Annotated in this window: 12 protein-coding genes; 3 read left to right on the top strand and 9 right to left on the bottom strand. The window is 57.8% G+C overall.

Translation table 11 applies throughout. The features are described 5' to 3' along the window. Nucleotides 1–81 precede the first annotated feature (81 nt). Nucleotides 82–384, top strand: coding sequence for an exodeoxyribonuclease VII small subunit (locus BBOMB_RS01300; RefSeq protein WP_044086464.1), 303 nt, complete (start codon nucleotides 82–84; stop codon nucleotides 382–384). A gap of 1234 nt (nucleotides 385–1618) precedes the next feature. Here the strand turns inward: BBOMB_RS01300 and BBOMB_RS01295 are convergent. The 9 genes from BBOMB_RS01295 to uvrA all read right to left on the bottom strand — a co-directional run bounded on the left by BBOMB_RS01295 (nucleotide 1619) and on the right by uvrA (nucleotide 14691). After that, complete coding sequence (locus BBOMB_RS01295; protein ID WP_081867208.1) at nucleotides 1619–2665, bottom strand: endonuclease/exonuclease/phosphatase family protein; 1047 nt, start codon at nucleotides 2663–2665, stop codon at nucleotides 1619–1621. A gap of 294 nt (nucleotides 2666–2959) precedes the next feature. Next, the gene (gene secG, locus BBOMB_RS01290; protein ID WP_414133060.1) at nucleotides 2960–3199 is read right to left on the bottom strand and encodes a preprotein translocase subunit SecG; all 240 of its coding nucleotides are present in this window, start codon (nucleotides 3197–3199) and stop codon (nucleotides 2960–2962) included. A gap of 95 nt (nucleotides 3200–3294) precedes the next feature. Continuing rightward, complete coding sequence (gene tpiA, locus BBOMB_RS01285; RefSeq protein ID WP_044086463.1) at nucleotides 3295–4095, bottom strand: triose-phosphate isomerase; 801 nt, start codon at nucleotides 4093–4095, stop codon at nucleotides 3295–3297. A gap of 188 nt (nucleotides 4096–4283) precedes the next feature. After that, entirely contained in the window at nucleotides 4284–5489 is a 1206-nt protein-coding gene (locus tag BBOMB_RS01280) for a phosphoglycerate kinase (RefSeq protein ID WP_044086461.1), read from the bottom strand. 174 nt (nucleotides 5490–5663) lie between these two features. Then, nucleotides 5664–6626 carry a DNA-binding protein WhiA gene (gene whiA / locus BBOMB_RS01275; RefSeq protein WP_044086846.1) on the bottom strand — a complete coding sequence of 321 codons (963 nt, stop codon included), beginning with the start codon at nucleotides 6624–6626 and terminating at the stop codon, nucleotides 5664–5666. Nucleotides 6627–6880: 254 nt separating this feature from the next. Beyond that, a complete protein-coding gene (gene rapZ, locus BBOMB_RS01270; RefSeq protein WP_044093302.1) occupies nucleotides 6881–7807 on the bottom strand; it encodes an RNase adapter RapZ in 927 nt (308 codons plus the stop codon). A 40-nt stretch (nucleotides 7808–7847) separates the two neighbouring features. Then, nucleotides 7848–8891, bottom strand: coding sequence for a shikimate dehydrogenase family protein (locus tag BBOMB_RS01265; RefSeq protein ID WP_044086458.1), 1044 nt, complete (start codon nucleotides 8889–8891; stop codon nucleotides 7848–7850). A 167-nt stretch (nucleotides 8892–9058) separates the two neighbouring features. Beyond that, the gene (uvrC, locus tag BBOMB_RS01260; RefSeq protein ID WP_044086456.1) at nucleotides 9059–11545 is read right to left on the bottom strand and encodes an excinuclease ABC subunit UvrC; all 2487 of its coding nucleotides are present in this window, start codon (nucleotides 11543–11545) and stop codon (nucleotides 9059–9061) included. Between the two features lie 188 nt (nucleotides 11546–11733). Further along, nucleotides 11734–14691 (bottom strand): excinuclease ABC subunit UvrA, encoded by a 2958-nt coding sequence (uvrA, locus tag BBOMB_RS01255; protein ID WP_044086844.1) that lies wholly within the window; start codon nucleotides 14689–14691, stop codon nucleotides 11734–11736. 297 nt (nucleotides 14692–14988) lie between these two features. On the opposite strand from uvrA, the gene BBOMB_RS01250 reads away from it, so the two are divergent. Further along, nucleotides 14989–16590, top strand: coding sequence for an ABC-F family ATP-binding cassette domain-containing protein (locus BBOMB_RS01250; RefSeq protein WP_044086455.1), 1602 nt, complete (start codon nucleotides 14989–14991; stop codon nucleotides 16588–16590). Nucleotides 16591–16727: 137 nt separating this feature from the next. Beyond that, nucleotides 16728–18527: a bifunctional ADP-dependent NAD(P)H-hydrate dehydratase/NAD(P)H-hydrate epimerase gene (locus BBOMB_RS01245; protein WP_044086452.1), complete on the top strand. Its 1800-nt coding sequence runs from the start codon at nucleotides 16728–16730 to the stop codon at nucleotides 18525–18527. Nucleotides 18528–18548 lie beyond the last annotated feature (21 nt).

The following is an 18548-nucleotide window of genomic DNA, read 5'->3' as shown; positions in this document are numbered from 1 at the left end:
CGTGTCAGATTAACCGAACCTAACGAACACATAACGAATGAGACACAATCGGATTCACATCCAATGAACACAAGGAGAATTATGAGTACGAACGACAACCGTGACGAAACCGCAACGCCCGCTTCAAGCCTGACCGACAAGGAGCGTGAGGAAATCGCGTCGCTGCCCTACGAGGAAGCCCGGGACCGCCTGATCAAGACGGTGCAGGCCCTTGAAGCCGGTGGACTCAACCTCGACCAGTCAATGCGCCAATGGGAGATTGGAGAGGCGCTGGCCAACCGTGCCCAGTCGTTGCTCACTGACGTGCGCGCTAAGTTGGAAAAGGCTCAAAGCGTACAGGAATCTACGGCAGCCACCGCCGGAACGCAGACGAATCTGGAATAGAGCACCTCACTGGGCGCATATGCCGACGCAGGTACGCCGCACGACGATTTTCGTCAATCGACGATGCCGAGAACGGCACCCATTTCCGGATGTAATGCTCAAGTCAGGATGACATGAAAAGACGAAATACGTCGCATACATGCCTTGAATCGACAATGAGTGACGTCCAACAGCTTCATCCGAAACTCAGGCACATGCCGTCGCGTAACAGCATCAGCATGTGCCATTTACTGGCATGATCCGTAACTATTTTTCATGGATGGTCTCGGATAATATGGCGGCAAGGCGATTTACAGCAATCCATATAGCCCGCATACCGGCGACTCGCAACCGTTTCCGTCATGGACGTGCAATCCCTGAAACCGAACCATCGTATTTGGTTGGTTTCTCTGATTTCTTGGGCACGATGCATGCAGAGTCTTTGGAATGACCGCATCAGGTTCACTTCCGGTTCCGCCAGAGCGCCGCACCACTGGAATCGAAGGATGCCTGATGAACCAAACCGAAACGACGACCCACTACGGCCCTCTGGGTCATGAAGGTCGGAATCCGAAAACCGATACCTTCCAATACCAGGTTATTATCCACTGTCGGCCGCCTGTGGCCCCAGTCGATTGCGGTACGCAGGAAACAGACCAGATCATTGCAGCGTGCGAACCATAAGCGGACCGCAGGAACCGTAGGCAGATAGCCAGGTCCGGCTGACCAGCGCGGTCGCAGGTAGCCAGAACGCGGAAACCGTAAACGGAGCGTACAAAGGCCCACCGGTAAGCAAACCATAAACACAAGCTCCAGCCCATATTATCCAGCCAGGAAGTCCTCAACCAAGGCACAATAATACACGATCGCACGTCCCATTTCGCGCCGTCGTCCTACTCAAAAGCAATACCTCGTATGAAATAGCTGCCACGAATCTTGACGGGAAACACTTCCGTCACCTGTCAATGTGATCCACGATGGCCGGTGGACCACAAGAACCGGGGCCGAACCGAAAACCACGGTCTGCACCCATGCTGAAACCGTTGCGAGCAAATGCCACCGAGACCGGAATCGGGATATATTTCAACCATCAACGCGGGTAGACTAATTAAAGACGACCTTAAAGAGTTTGCCCCGAAGACAAATTCTGCGTGATAATGCCGTCAACCGATTCGTACAGGCGTGCGTCAACGATACGGCGGCACGTTCAATCGGCTTTCCACGAGATGAACGACGGTTGACGATCAACTCACCCTCACACGGCAATGGTGGCGAGAAGCGCCGCATGATCCGAACCGGGAACCGGCTCGGACCGAACCTGACCGGCGCTCATACCACGATCAAGTATGACATGGTCGATGCCAACGAATCGTGGAACGCCGCGAATGTCATCCGGCCAAGTGAACACCAACCCATGACCTGATTCTCGTGCCGCATCCGTGAACCGATCACCGAGGAAGTTCCTGAAGGCCGTATGATCATAACTCGCGTTGAAATCACCCAAGAACACGTACCGCTTCGAAGTGTCGGCACGTTTCGCGCAGAGATCGTCGAGAGTCCGGCTCCATTGAGCCCAGCTGCCGGGCTGCGGCGAGGTGGTGTGGACGCTGACGAAACGGACATCGCCCTTGCCTCCGGGAAAACTCAACGTGCCGCCAGGCATGAACGATGAGCGTGAATGGACATCATCGTTTGAAGGTGAATCAAGCGGCGTCGCCGACCATAACCCGTTCCCGAACCTGCCATCCGATGAGGAGACCTGTGAATAGGGCAGGTAATCGTCGATTCCCGCTCTCTCCAGTCCCCCGATGAAGCGTTTCGAAGTCTCCTGCAAGGCAAGCACCTCGACTCGCTCGTCTCGGACCATATTCACAATGGCCTGCGGATCCGCCTGCCCCATATAGACGTTCGCGGTCATCACCCTGACATAGCCATCGCGCGTATCGGGAACCCGTTCCGACACGGCCTGCTGCGCAGCCGAAGGGAATGTTGCGGACGGCACGAAGAAAGGATATTGGTACCAAGCCAAAGTGCAGGAGCAAAGCAAAGCAAGCAGAGCCGTAAACCATCGCCGCGATGCCAAGGCACATAGCAAACCAAGAACAGCCACAATCACAAATTCGGGCGCCAGCGCCGCAACCTCAGGCACGTACGGCAGTCTTTGCAGTTCCTCGGGAAGAACCCTGAATACTGCCCCCACGAGAGAACACAACGTGAAGAACACGGAAACCAATGACAGGAAGGCACGAAACAACCTTGCCACGAAACCATGAGGCTTAACACCTGCACTCGTATACGCCATGCAGACCTCCATTCACCAAGACCAGTCCAATCGGTATATGCGCACCATAGTCCGGGAACCAGACCGGAAAGTCGAAGCTGCTCCAAGGTTGGGCATGGACATGGTGCCCTGCAATGAATCCTGACTCGCTTTGACCGAACGTACTGTGAAGAAACACGTACGCGACATGGCCAGTAAAACGCTTCCAAGCCCGAGGAAAACGGCATGTGACCACAAAAAAACGCCCATCCTAAAATCCATACAAGCGTACAGATCCGAGAATGAGCGACACCGTTCACCGACAGTACGAGACCGTCAGATCAGGTGGAATTTATACATCAATCCAAGCGCGATGATGATGGCGACCCAGATGAGGGCTATGATTACCGTCCAACGGTTCAGGTTCTTCTCCGCCACCCCGGAAGTGCCCGCATTCTTGGTCAGGCCGCCGCCGAACATATCCGAAAGTCCACCGCCTTTGCCTCGATGCATGAGGATGAGCAGAATCAGGAAAGCACTGGTAATAGCAAGGAACACTTTTAGAATTCGAGTGATCACAAGAATCGCTGTAGGTGACACGGCTTTAACCTCCAAATATATATAGTCTCCAACTATCATAGCGCATGAGCGCAACAACACGATGGCGAAGATCATCTGCCTTCGTATGTCTTCTGCGCCAAGCGGCAAATCAGAGAGAACTCATCCGCGTCAAGCGCCGCGCCCCCAACGAGAAAGCCGTCTACGTCGTTTTGATCAAGGGTCTCGACGGCGTTCTTGGAGCTAACGGAGCCACCATAAAGAATGCGCACCGCCTGAGCCACATGATTGTTGAACGTCTGGGCAAGGTCCTCACGTATGGCCTTTGCCGCATCCTGGGCGGAGGAAGGGGTCGCGACCATACCGGTACCAATCGCCCACACTGGCTCATAAGCAACAATCAGTTGGGACGCCTGATCATCGGACAGGTCACGGGTCACATCATGGACTTGGCTGACGGCGTATTCAAGTTCGATTCCTTCGCGCCTCTCCTCCAAACCTTCTCCGACGCAAAGAATCGGACGCATACCCGCCGTAAGCACGGCCCTCACCTGATCGACGATGTTGGCATCGTCTACCGGATGGTATTTGCGGCGCTCCGAATGCCCGATCAGCACATACGAGCAGCCGAGCCTGGCGAGCATGTCCGCGGAGACATCGCCTGTGAACGCACCTTGGTTGGTGACCGAGACGTTCTGGGCGCCGTATTTGATGTTGAGACGATCGGCATCGACGAGGACCTGCACGCTTCGCAGCGAGGTAAAGGATGGCATAAGCGCCACCTCGCAACGCTTGTAGTCGAAATGGGCATCTCTAAGGAGCCACGCCAGCTTTTGGACGAAATACGTCGCCTCCAGATGGTCGAAATTCATCTTCCAGTTGCCCACGACCAATGGTGTGCGTACCGATGCCATGCTACTTCCTTTCGGAGGGACGAAGCGAAAACCACCGATCACTCCCCCAGCCTCCACCACTCACTGCGTTGAAAACGATGCGGGCACGTCACCGGACATGCCCGCATAACAGCTCGTCTTCAGGTCAATCTGAAAGCCTGAACCGCGCGGCATAATGGCCACGCCCTTTGGGCCTTCGAAAGCCCAGACTACTGCAGGACTTCAAGCCCTGGCAACGTCTTGCCTTCAAGGAATTCCAACGATGCACCGCCACCGGTGGAGATGTGCGAGAAGTCCTCATCCTTGAATCCAAGGTGACGCACAGCGGAAGCGGAATCACCGCCACCAACGATGGTGAAGGCACCGGCCTTCGTGGCATCGACAAGTCCCTGAGCCACCGCCTTGGTCCCGGCTTGGAACTCCTTGACCTCAAACACGCCCATTGGCCCGTTCCAGACCACGGTCTTGGAATCGACGATCTTGTCGTGGAAGAGCTTACCGGACTCCGGTCCTATGTCAAGGCCCATCTTATCGGCAGGAATCGCATCGGCCGGCACAACCTCGGGAGCCACCGGGGTGTCGTCAGACGGGAAACCGGGATTGACCACGATATCCGTGGGAAGCACCAATTCCACACCACGCTCCTGCGCGGTCTTGATGTAGCCCTGGACGGTCTCCAGCTGATCTTCCTCAAGCAAAGACGTGCCTACCTCATAGCCTTTCGCCTTGAGGAAAGTAAAGACCATACCGCCGCCGATAATCAGACGGTCGGCTTTGGAAAGCAGGTTCTCGATCACGCCGAGCTTGTCCGAAACCTTCGAACCACCCAAGACGACGGTGAAGGGGCGTTCCGGGTTCTCCGTTGCGCGGGAGAGCGCCTTGACTTCCTTCTCGATGAGCTTTCCCGCGGCGCTGGGCAGCACCTTGGCCACGTCGTAGTCGGAACCCTGGGCACGATGAACCACACCGAAGCCATCGGAAACGAACACATCCGCGAGGGCGGCGATCTTCTTGGCATACTCAGAGCGCTCGGCCTCGTCCTTACTGGTCTCTTCGGGGTTAAACCTAACATTCTGCAAGAGAACGACATCACCGTCGTTCATGGCGGCGACCTTCGCCTGGGCGTCCTCACCATAGGTGTCTTCAGCAAGCGTCACATCGCAGCCGAGAAGCTCACCGAGCCGCTTGGCCACAGGTGCAAGGGAAAGCTCGGGAACGACCTTGCCCTTCGGACGGCCCAGATGCGCCATGACGATGACTTTGGCCCCCTGCGTACGGAGCTCCTGAAGTGTAGGCAACGCGGCCCTGATGCGCCCGTCGTCCGTGATTTCGGTCGCCTTGAGCGGCACATTGAAATCCGCCCGGACCAGAACCTTCTTACCTCGCAGATCTCCCAAATCCTTAAGTGTCTTCATAAATATCCTTCCCTGCTACAGCGGACCCGCAGCAATCGCGACCCCGCCCGTCTGTGCAGATGCTGCACGATCAGCTTCAATATTACAGTCAGCAACAAACAAAAAATGTCAACGTTCACCGCGGCACCGCCGCAACCATTGAGACCCACTCAACGAGCCAAAGGGACGAGGAGCCTACGACAGTGAACCCGCCGATTGGATGCCCCTTGCCTTCTCCGTCTTCGCAGCCAGCTGCAGCAGACGACGTATCCGCCCCGCTATGGCGTCCTTTGTGATTGGCGGATCGGCCAGACGACCCAGCTCTTCCAAACTGGCGTCGGTATGATCGAGTCGCAGTTGGCCTGCCGCGCGAAGGTTTTCGGGGATATCGTCACCCAGCACCTCGAATGCATGGCTGACCTTTTGAGTTGCCTCCGCCGCCGCTTTGGCGCTGCGCCGCATGTTCGCGTCATCAAAATTCGCGAGTCTGTTGGCTTTGCCGCGTGTCTCCCCTTCAGTGCGCTTTCCGGTCCATTCTCGTGCGGATTGCGGGGCACCCATGAGATTGAGCATGCGCTCGATGGAATCCGAATCACGCAGTGTAACACGCTCGGAACTGCGCAACCTGCGGGTCTGAGCGGTGATTCCCAAGCGCCTTGCCGTACCCTGCAAAGCCTTCGCGGCATCGCCAGTCGGACACACGATTTCCAAGTAACTGGTATGACCAGGGTCCGAAATCGTGCCTCGAGCGAGGAACGCCCCTCTCCAGGCCGCTTTGATCTGGGCGATGTTACCGCTAATCACCTCGGCCGGCAAACCATTGACGATACGCATGCGCCTGTCAAGCAACCCGGTCTGCAAGGCCAGCGCAGTGGCTCCGTGGTCGACAATGAGGTCATAACGCTGCACACGGCCGTTCGGAGTCTCCCGGAGCACCCGACTGACCTTCGCCTCACGACCGAAATAACGCGTGATGACGTTGCGGAGCCATTCGACGGCCTCAAGAGAATCGAACTGAGCATGAATGATCGCCTGGTTGTTCACAGGCCTGAGACCACCACCGAAACGCATCATGGCAGCCGCCTGGGCGATCTTCGCCGCCGGCGTATCCGAATCAATCGATGCCAACTCTGTTTTGACATCAGTGAGAAGAGCCAAAGCCCAACCTCCTACTTCCCATTTGTGCATCAACAATCCGGCCAACCGGCGAGTCAAACTTCGCATTGCCGCAGTTAACTGTGATAGCGAATGACTTGGACAAAAACCGTCACTCAGCCTTGATTTGTGCGCTTTCTCACGACATTCGCCCTGCATATTATCCGCATCTCCATGGGCCAATATACACCGTTGCGAAATGGGTGACAAAATCGGGACCAGGATGCGGCAGACATGCTCGAACAGTCGCACCATAATCACTGACGTCCATGATGCTGCATCTCCCTGGCGGAAACAGACACCGTAAGTCCTCGTCTGCGCAGACGTCTGGCGAGCTCTTCGCTCATGGCCACCGAACGGTGCTGACCTCCGGTGCAACCTATCGCTATAGTCACAAAATGCTTATCCTCATGCGCATATCCGTCAATCGCAAGGCACACGGCCCTTTCGTACGCGTCCAGAAATTCCTTGGCGCCAGGGCTGGAAAGCACATACTGACTCACTGATGCGTCCATGCCGTTGAGCTCCCTAAGCTCAGGCACCCAATAGGGATTCGGCAGGAAACGGACGTCCGCGACGAAGTCCGCATCCAGCGGCATGCCGTACTTGAATCCAAAGCTGAAAATATGCACGGCCACGGTCTCGGGACCAGCGCCCAACAACGCCTCATACAGTTTCGTGGAAAGCTGATGAATGCTCAGATTCGATGTATCCACAACGATATCGGCTCTGCGCTCCAGACCGACAAGCAGCTCACGTTCCTCCTTGATGCCGTCGATGAGGCGGTTGCCTCGCTGAAGAGGATGCGGTCTACGCACTGATTCATAACGTTTCACCAAGACCTCGTCCCTCGCATCAAGGAAAAGGATGCGGGTTTTGACGGCCAGATCGTCCAAATGCCCGAGCACCGCCGAAAGGTCATCGAAATAACTTCGGGAACGCACGTCGATAACTGCCGCCAAACGGTGCACCTTAGATCCCGAGGAAGTCATCATGTCCACCAAGGGCACCAACAGCTGTGGAGGAAGATTGTCCACCACATACCAGCCCATGTCCTCCACACAGTCGGCCGCTCTTGACCTTCCGGCTCCGCTCATCCCGGTTATAAGGAGGACCTCGAACCCCACCCCGGCATCGTCAGCCTGATTCGACTCATGGCCTTCGCCTGGCTGCCGAGCAGGCACGACGCGCCCGTCATCCCCATCGGTTCCACCACGTATATCTTCACTCATTTGTCACCCTCATCCTAGTTTGTAAGGCTTCCCTCATATGTCGTTCGAGCATGCCGCCTCTACCGGCGTCTTCGTCCGAAACCAGTGATCCGAAAGAATCCGAAGCGTTCGTTGCCGGCAAGTACCCTTCGGTCATCAACCCCACCTGCCTGATGGCTTGGTACAGCAGCATCTCTTCACCACCGATGCCGATGCCACCCAGTCGTGTCCATGCATGAACCAAGGCGCTTGGACGAGAAGCATAGGCCACATCGAGGAGCGTCGGAAACATGGATGTAGGGAATGGCTTCATACAGGCCAAACGGCCCGCCAAACCGTCGGCCACGTGCGGCGGAAGTGCACTGACGGCTACATCCGCACGGTGAAGGTATCTTTCTGCACCGGACAGCGGAACGGAAACCAATGTGACAGGAACATCCAACCGTTCCAGCAGCATACGGAACTCACCGTCGCTCCCGGTGTCCCGAGCGCATACGAACACTTCTTTCACTGGCCCCTTGCCGGGGACCACAAGCCGCGTTAGAGCAGCCAAGGCCGAAAGCGCAGTGTTGCCATTGCCAAGAAGGACCGCACTGGCACCTTCATCCCGGCAGTCCGGTATGAATGCGACGTTATCGGCGGCGTGCGCCACAGATGAAGAACGTACCGACGCCTTCGTCCATGCATGGTCGAAGGCAAGCGAGATGCCATCGACGTCAGTGTTGTATAATCTTATGAAGGGTCGCGATCGACACCCGCCTTCCTTCGCCCAGTCAAGAACGGCAGTGTTCGACACGTGCAGGCAACGGGACCAGAAATCACAAGCCGCACCATAGGGTTGTATGGCCTTCTTCAACGGCATGGTCAGGCTTAGCCCAACCCACGACGAATCCAGTCCTTCCAAGAAACGCACAAGACCGTCCTGCGCAACCTCCTGACGAGTGTAGCGCCAGTTATCCAATCCCAACGCGGCATAGGCAGCCGCATGCAACACCGGTGAAAGCGAGTGCGCAATCGGGTTGCCGAGCACGGCGCACCGATGATTGACTTGTCCCATCCGAACTCCTTCTGAAACCCCACTCCATCCTAAACGAGAGCATTGAGAACGGCGACGGCCACACCTATCCGTCACCATGAACCAGTATGGACCATACAATAAAAAAGCTGATACATAGAACGCCGGGCCTGACAGACGAATCAGCACCGTCCTCCTGCCTTAAATAGTTAGTCGCCCGAGCCAGCCTGAGCATGCAACCCGCGATAGATGGCCTCGGCCTTGGCCTTGCCCACGCCCTTTACCTGCTGCAGCTCCTCGATGCTGGCTTTGCGCATCGATTTGACCGAACCAAACTTGGCAAGGAGGCGTTTCTGGAAAGCGGAACCGATTCCGGGAATGGCGTCCAACTCTGAGCGCAACGCACCCTTACGCCTCGATTGACGATGGTACGTGATTGCGAAGCGATGGGATTCGTCACGTACCCGCTGAAGCAGGTACATCCCTTCAGACTGTCGTTTGAGTATGATCGGATAATCATCATCCGGAACCCACACCTCTTCAAGGCGTTTCGCCAATCCACACACCGCAACATCGTCCACGCCGCAATCCTGGAGCGCACGCATCACGGCCTGCACCTGAGGTTTGCCGCCATCAACGACGATGAGATTCGGTTTGTAAGCGAAATGTCGAAGGTTCGTATCCTGCTGGACGATCGCTCCTGACTGAGAGTTTGGATGAGTCGCGTCGGGCACAGCATCCGTCGTCACTGCTCCCGAAGTTCCAGCTACGGACGCTGTTGCGTCAGAAATACGCACCGATGCGCCAGGCAAGGCGGCGTCGAATTGCGTAGGTTTTCCCTCCGGTCTGCCGGCTGCGCCGGCGAGTTTCTCGGCACGCTGAATGCGTTTCTCATTGTCGATGCTGTCACCGGTGTCCCCGGCGATGTTGCCGTGCCTGAAACGACGAGTGATGGTTTCATACACGGCGCTGAGGTCGTCAAGCGCGCCGTTCCCGTCCTTGCCGCGAATGGCGAACCGGCGGTACTCAGATTTCTTCGCAACACCGTCCTCAAATACCACCATGGACGCGACCTGGAAGATGCCGCCGATGGTGTTGGATATGTCATAGCCTTCAATACGCAACGGAGCCTGCTTGAGCCCTAGTGCCTCGGCCACGTCGTTCATCGCCTGAGTACGTGTACCGATATCGCGGATACGACTCATCTTACTGCGGGCAAGCGCTTGCTTGGCATTTTCGTCGGCACGCTCCATCAGAGCCCGCTTCTCGCCGCGACCTGGGATGCGGATGGTCACGGCCGCACCACGCAAATCGGTAAGCCAAGTCTCAAGCTCCTCACGTCTGTCGGGTTCTATGGGAACAAGCACCTCGCGAGGCACCGGCGAGATAGGATCGAGGAAATCATTGCGGCCGGTCTGCGCCTGACGCTCCCTACGGGCTCGGGTGGCCTGCGCACGAGAGACGGCATCCGTCGCCGTCATGCTTTGGGTATGTGCAATGGCATCGCGACGTTCTTCAATCGAGACCTGACGGTCCTGCGATCTTCCTTCGTCATGTCCGACGGCTTCATCGTCGAGGCCGTTGCGCGCAGCCTGAAGACCCCAATCCCCCAACTCTGAAACGTCAGTACCCACATGCATGTCAGGACCGAACCTGTCCTCGATGCGGCGGACCTGCGTGCGTTCGTCGTTCGCCTGCTTCATGACGTCCGAATAGACCTGAACGATCAGATCGCTCATCAACGACGCGTCGTCGATATCCTCCACCCGCTCCACACTCCAGTTGCGCTCCCCACGAATGGAACCAGCCCTTACGAAGAAGGCATGGACCGAAGCCTCCAGCTCATCCGAATCCAAACCGAACACATCGGCGTCAACATCGCTGTCGAACACCACCGCGTTCTGCTCGCCCACCGTCTTGAGCATGGAAATCTGGTCCCTGAGTCTGGCGGCCTTTTCGAATTCCATGTCGTCGCTGGCCTGCTTCATCTGCACCGTAAGCCCGGAGATGAAGTTCCTCCCGATTCGACCAGTGAGTATGCCGATGAGCTGCTCGGCCATACGGCGATGCTCTTTGACTCCTATCCTGCCGACGCAAGGTGCCGAACATTTTCCGATAGAGGCCAGCAGGCAGGGACGATCGGTCATCTGGGCACGATGAAAGACGCTTTTGGTGCAGGTGCGCACGGGAAAAGCCTTGAGCAGACCATCCAGACTTTGCCTCAGCGGCCAGACTTTTGCATAAGGGCCGAAATAGCGGGTGTCACGACGCTTGCGGTTGCGCGTAATCCAAACTCGGGGCACTGCCTCCCCCAACGAGATGGCGAGATACGGGTAGGTCTTGTCGTCCTTGAACACGACATTGAAACGGGGGTCGAACTCCTTGATCCATGTGTACTCCAGAGTGAGCGCCTCAAGTTCGGTACCCACCACCGTCCATTCGAGGCTCCGTGCGGTGAGCACCATGTTCTGGGTGCGCGGATGCAGTTGGTTCAGCGGCTGGAAGTAGGACGTCAGACGGCTTCGGAGGTTCTTCGCTTTCCCCACGTAAATGACGCGGCCGTTGCCATCTCGCCACTTGTATACCCCTGGATCGGTGGGGATGTCCGAAGTTCGCGGCCGGAAAAGATCGCGCGAATCCCCCAACTGACGTTCGGTCCTGCGCCAGCTTCCGGTGTCGTCCCCCTCTTGCGCCATTTGCTCCGTTCCTTTGTTTATCGTTATTATTTGGCTATCGACACGGACCAACCGCACTCCAAACCCGCCGCCGAACCGTCACACCCACGGCGCTCAGTCCAACGTCCGGAAAACGACGATGCACGGCATGACGCCGCACTCGACCATCACGAACCGGCGGCACCAGCCGAGACCGACGTTCACACTTCTTACTCCAACCCGAGCATCGGCCTGAGGAACTTGCCTGTCCAGCTGTCCTCACACCGGGCAACGTGCTCAGGCGTACCCTCGGCCACCACCGTGCCGCCTCCCGACCCGCCTTCCGGGCCAAGGTCGATGATCCAATCAGCCGACTTGACCACGTCAAGGTTATGTTCGATGACGATTACCGAATTGCCTTTGTCCACAAGGCTCTGCAACACCTGCAACAATTTACGCACGTCCTCGAAATGCAACCCGGTAGTGGGTTCGTCAAGGATGTATACGGTCTTTCCCGTGGAACGGCGTTGCAGCTCTGTGGCAAGTTTAACTCGCTGCGACTCTCCGCCGGACAGCGTGGTCGCAGGCTGTCCAAGACGAATGTAGCCCAGGCCGACGTCCACCAAAGTATCAAGATAACGGGAGATGCTGGTATATGCCTTGAAGAATTGCGCCGCCTCACTGATGGGCATATCGAGCACGTCCGCCACGGATTTGCCGTTGTACTTCACCTCAAGGGTCTCACGGTTGTACCGCTTGCCGTGGCACTCCTCACATTGGACGTAGACATCGGGGAGGAAATTCATCTCGATCTTGATGGTGCCGTCACCATGGCAGGCCTCACAGCGTCCACCTTTCACGTTGAACGAGAACCTGCCCGGCCCATAGCCGCGAACCTGGGCCTCGGGCGTTTTGGCAAACAGCTGGCGTATCTTGTCCCACACGCCGGTGTAGGTGGCTGGATTGGATCGAGGGGTCCGCCCTATGGGATTCTGATCGACATGGATCACCTTGTCGCACAGATCGATGCCCTCGACACGCCTGTGCTTGCCGGGCACGATGCGGGCGCCGTTGAGTTTATCGGCGAGCGATGGATAAAGGATCTGGTTGATCAGTGTCGACTTGCCCGACCCCGAGACTCCCGTGATGCATGTCATCACACCCAAAGGGATGGAAACATCGATGTTCTTCAGGTTGTTCTCACGAGCGCCGACGACCTTGAGCTGCTTGGTCTTGTACGTCCTGCGGCGCTTGCCCGGCACTTCTATGCTTCTTCGGCCTGCGATGTAATCGCCCGTTATGGAGCGCTTCGCCTGGGTGATGCCGCTTGCGGGGCCGGAATAGATGACCTCGCCGCCTTGCTCGCCCGCCCCCGGTCCGATGTCCACCAACCAGTCCGCCCTCTTTATGGTGTCTTCGTCATGTTCCACCACAATGAGAGTATTGCCAAGGTCACGCAGGTGATGCAGCGTCTTGATCAGTCGTTCGTTATCGCGCTGGTGCAATCCTATGGACGGCTCATCGAGCACATACATGACGCCGACAAGACCGGATCCTATCTGAGTGGCCAGGCGGATGCGCTGCGCCTCGCCGCCCGAGAGGGTCTTCGCCGCACGCGAAAGCGTAAGGTAGTTCAGGCCCACATCGTTGAGGAAGCCCAGTCGTGCACGGATCTCCTTGAGCACCTCACCGGCTATTTTCAGAGCCGATCCCTGCAGCTTCAAACCATTGATCCATTCCAGACTTTGCTCGGCGGCCATATCGCAGACATCGGCGATGGACTCACCATCGATGGTCACCGCGAGTACCTCGGGCCTAAGACGACGGCCCTGACATGCCTGGCATGGCACTTCTCGCATATAGGATTCGTAATAGAGTTTCATGGAGTCCGAATCGGTTTCGTCATGTCTACGCATGAGAGTGCGGACCACACCTTCGAACCCGGTGGTATATTCGCGCATGCGCCCCCAGCGATTGCGGTACTTCACCTCGACCTTGAAGTCATGGCCGTACATCACCGCCTGCTGGACCTTCTTCGGGAGCTTGCCCCATGGAGTGTCAAGACTGAAGTCCATCTCCTTGGCCAGCCCCTCAAGAACATGGTGATAATATTCACCGGTTCCTTTGGTCATCCCCCACGGTTCGATGGCGTTTTCGTTGAGGGACTTGGATGGGTCGGGGATGACGAGTTCCGGGTCGATCTCGAGCTTATACCCTATGCCCGTACATTCAGGGCAGGCGCCGTACGGAGCGTTGAAGGAGAACGTGCGTGGCTCGATCTCATCGAGTTCAAGCTGATGCCCGTTAGGACAAGAACGTTTCTCCGAGAATGGTTGGCGCCTGCCGGGGTCCTTTTCGTCTCGGTCCACAAAGTCGATGACGACGATGCCCTTGGCCAGACGCAACGCGGTCTCCACGGAATCCGTCAGCCGCTGGCGCATCCCCTCTTTCACGACAAGCCGGTCCACCACCACTTCAATCGTGTGCTTCTTTTGTTTGGCGAGCTTGATGTCATCGGAAAGCTGCATCATCTTGCCGTCGATCAGGGCACGGGAATACCCGTCGCCGCGCAACAGATCGATGAGATCCTCGAATTCCCCTTTACGACCTCGCGCCACAGGCGCCAGAACCTGGAATCGTGTCCCCTCCTCATTGCCCATCAGAGCGTCGACCATCTGCTGCGGCGTCTGCGCGCTCACAACCGCCCCGCACACAGGGCAATGCGGCACTCCTACACGAGCGAAAAGCAATCTCAGATAATCATAGATCTCGGTGATGGTACCAACTGTCGAACGCGGGTTGCGATTCGTCGTCTTCTGATCGATGGACACCGCAGGGCTCAGGCCCTCGATGAAATCGACGTCCGGTTTGTCCATTTGTCCGAGGAACTGGCGCGCATAGGCGGACAGGGACTCGACATAGCGCCGCTGCCCTTCAGCGAACAGGGTATCGAACGCCAGCGAGGACTTGCCGGAGCCCGACAGACCCGTGAAGACGACCATGCGGCTGCGTGGGATGGCTATGTCCACGTCCTTGAGATTGTGCTCGCGTGCACCTTGAATGGTGATTTTCAAATCACTCGGGATATGCGATATGTCAGCCACCAGCGAACCGTTTTTCTCGCGTAGCGGCGCGGCCGCGATGGCTTTGGAAAGAAAGGTGTCGCTGTCCTCCAGTTTCTGCGCCATCACCCCACCGACGCCTACCGCCACGTCCTTTCCTGTCCTGCCGATGCCCTCGTTCGCCACCGTCCCATCCATGCTTCCTGCCACTGATACCTCCACGCTATCGTCTCATTACCTCAGAAGGACAGTATACGGCATGGGTTCGAACAAGTGTTCGATTGGCATACGTGTCGCTATGATTACTCAAGTATCCCGAAAGGGAAGTAGATGTACTCATGGTCCTTGATGTTTCACCACGCACCCGCGATGCGCAGTGAAACATGAAGGACGCGATTCAGGTTTGCAGCAGGGACGGAACGTATGGCGATTGAGGGACAACAACTGGAGATTCAGATAGGCGCACGGACGCTGCTCAATCCCACGGACTTCCATGTGTCCAAAGGCGACAAAATCGGTTTGGTCGGCCGCAACGGAGCCGGGAAGACGACACTGACACGTGTCATCACCGGCGAAACGCTGCCGTCCGGAGGCAAGGTTCGCGTAACCGGCAAACTGGGCTACCTGCCTCAGGATACCCACGCCGACGACCCAGAGCAAAGTGCACTTGATCGCATGATGAGCGCCCGTGACATCGCCTCCATCATCAAACGCCTACGCAAGGCGGAGAAGGAGATGACCAGCCCTGACGCCAAGGTGATGACGCGCGCGATGGACAAATACGACAAGGCCATGCAGGCCTTCGACAAAGCCGGAGGCTATGCCGCACAAAGCGAAGCCATCTCCATGGCAGCGAGCCTGGGCATGCCCCAGGATGTGATGCAGCAGCCACTGGGAACCCTTTCCGGCGGTCAGCGACGGCGCATCGAACTCGCCAGGATTCTGTTTTCGGACGCCGACACCCTCATCCTTGACGAACCCACCAACCATCTTGACGCGGATTCCATTGAATGGCTACGCTCCTACCTCAAGCGTTTCGAAGGCGGATTCCTCGTCATATCCCATTCCACGGAACTGTTGGACGAAGTAGTGAACAAAGTCTGGCACCTGGACGCACAGACCGCTCAGATTGACATGTATTCCCTCAGTTGGAAGGCCTATCTCAAACAGCGCGCCGTGGATGAAGAACGCCGCCGAAGGGAACGTGAAGTCGCCGAGAAGAAGGCCGAGCGTCTGATGAAACAGGGCATCCGCCTGCACGCCAAGGCCACCAAGGCAGTGGCCGCACAGAACATGATGAGACGCGCAGAACGGCTTCTGGCGAACACCAGCGAAGCCGAGACGAAGGAAAAAGTGGCGGACATACGCTTTCCCGAACCGGCTCCCTGCGGCCGGACCCCCATCATGGCCGAGGGAATATCCAAGGCATTCGGATCGAACGTCGTCTTCTCCGGGATCGATCTGGCGATCGATAAAGGTTCTCGCGTAGTGATCCTTGGGTACAACGGAGCCGGCAAGACCACGACACTGCGCATCCTGGCCGGCGAGGAAAAGCCCGACGCCGGTGTGGTGGAATACGGCCACGGCTGCAAAATCGGCTATTTCGCCCAGGAACACGACACTCTGGACCTCGGTTCCACGGTGTTAGAGAACCTGCAGCATGTGGCGCCGGAACTCGACGACACACACGCACGGTCCATACTTGGCAGCTTCCTTTTCTCCGGAGATGATGCCATGAAGCCGGCCAAAGTGCTCTCCGGCGGAGAGAAGACCAGGCTCGCGCTGGCCACACTCGTTACGAGCCGCGCCAACGTACTGCTTCTCGACGAGCCCACAAACAATCTCGACCCGGCGTCACGCGAGGAGATACTGAAGGCGATAGCCAAGTACGAGGGCGCAATCGTGCTCGTGACGCACGACGAGGGCGCCGTTGAGGCGCTGAACCCCGAACGTGTGCTGCTTATGCCCGATGGCGACGAAGACATGTGGAACGACGATTACCTCGATCTCGTGGCAGAGGAATAGGCGAATACCTAAGCCAACAGACATCACCGAGTTCATGGGGTCGCCGCGAAGCAGGCGTTCGAACGGCGCATCACGGAGCGGGGTATGACTACATGCGGGTATAACTACATATGGATACGTCTGATAAAGGAGCTCCAATGCGTATGATTCAGCGAAGCGAAAAACGCGCCCAGGATTTGCGCAACCGTGCGTTCAGTGCCGAAACGGTGCGCGGCATGGAACACCCCCTTCTGGAACGTGGCGTGCCCCTCATGCGCATGGCCGCGCAAACCACGGCGCAGGAGGCCATACGCCTGTTGGAGAAAAACGGCATCCACGTGAACGAGGCCAACGTCGTACTACTCGCCGGAGCGGGGAACAACGGCGGCGACGGTCTATATGCCGCCGCTGCACTGGCCGGGCGAGGCGCCACCCTCACGGTCATCGCGGTCGGAAAATCACTGCACTCCTCCGCTCTGTTGGCTTGCATGCAGGCCGGAGGCAAGGTCCTGGTCCTTGATCCGGAATCCCGAATACCCGGCACCTCAAACGGCTTCGGACTCGGCGAGGCCGGGGAAAGACTTGAGGCGGCGCTCGACATCGCCATCGAATCCGATCTGGTGATCGATGCCATGACCGGCATCGGGGCACGAGGGCCACTCAGAGGGCTGCCAGCCACCCTCGCCCAAGGCTTCATGAAGCGAGCCGGCAGAACGGATCAGGAGAACGACGACCACACGAACGGCACCGTTCCCACCGGTCACAGCGGCGCTCCGCTGGTTCTTGCGGTCGACACCCCATCGGGCGTGGGCGTGGATGACGGCACCTTACCGGGGATTCACGTCCCCGCTGACGTGACGATGACGTTCGGGGCACTGAAGCCCTGCGCCATGCTTCCGCCGGCTTCATATGCCTGCGGAAAGGTGATCCTGGTGGACTTCGGTTTCGACATCGACGGAGTGACACCTGCATGCGAATCCATCGGGCCGCACGTATCATCGGCTATCCGTCTTCCTCGAGCCAAGGATGCGAAATATTCACGCGGAGTTGTCGGACTGATCACCGGCTCAGCACGCTTTCCGGGCGCGGCCGTGCTGAGCAGCAAGGCTGCAGCGAGGGCCAACGTGGGTATGATTCGCTACCTCGGCCCGGCAGCTGTCGCCGGAAGCGTAGTCTCCGCCTTACCGGAGGCCGTCGCCGCAAAAGGCCATGTACAGGCTTGGGTGGTGGGATCGGGAGTCCCCGATGCCCAACATGCGCAGGCCGCGGATGAGCAACGAACAGCCATTCGTTCGCTTCTGGGAAACTACGACCTGGGCCGTGATGCCGATCGGGCCATGAACATGCCTCCCATCTGCGTGGATGCCGGGGCACTCGATCTCTTGCCACGGCACGTACCAGGGCATGTCGTGCTCACGCCGCACGCCGGCGAACTCGCATCACTGCTCCGTCGCTTGGACGAAGACACCACCCGCGAGACGGTCGAAGACTCCCCCATCGACTGCGCGGCCAGAGTCCATGACCTCACCGGAGCGACGGTATTGCTCAAAGGCGCGGTGACGGCGGTGCTGGGAGCGGCACCAAGGCAAACGGGCGACGACCACACGACGACCGTACGGATCTGCGGCAGCGGACCGGCCTGGCTCGCCACGGCCGGTTCAGGTGACGTCTTGGCAGGAATCATGGGCGCGCTGCTGGCACAGCAGGATGAAGGTTCACTGCAGCACGATCCGGAAAAAGTGGCACTGACCGCCGCGAGCGCAGCCTACATCCACGGTCTTGCCGGGCAGATCGCCTCAGGAACTACGGCTTGCGGATGGCAGCCGCCGTTCCTGATGGACCCCGCCGAAAGCATCCTGACCTTGGATGACCCACATGCCGGACATCCGATCATCGCCTCCGACATCGTCGAAGCCATACCAGAAGCCTTTGAACGCGCTATGGAACAAGCCCGCTGAAAAGTTGAGCCGTTTCGGTAT

It is taken from the genome of Bifidobacterium bombi DSM 19703 (genome assembly GCF_000737845.1).
Classification (GTDB): Bacteria; Actinomycetota; Actinomycetes; order Actinomycetales; family Bifidobacteriaceae; genus Bifidobacterium; species Bifidobacterium bombi.
Note: the sequence above shows the minus strand (reverse complement) of the source record. Positions and strands in the feature narration are given on the sequence as shown.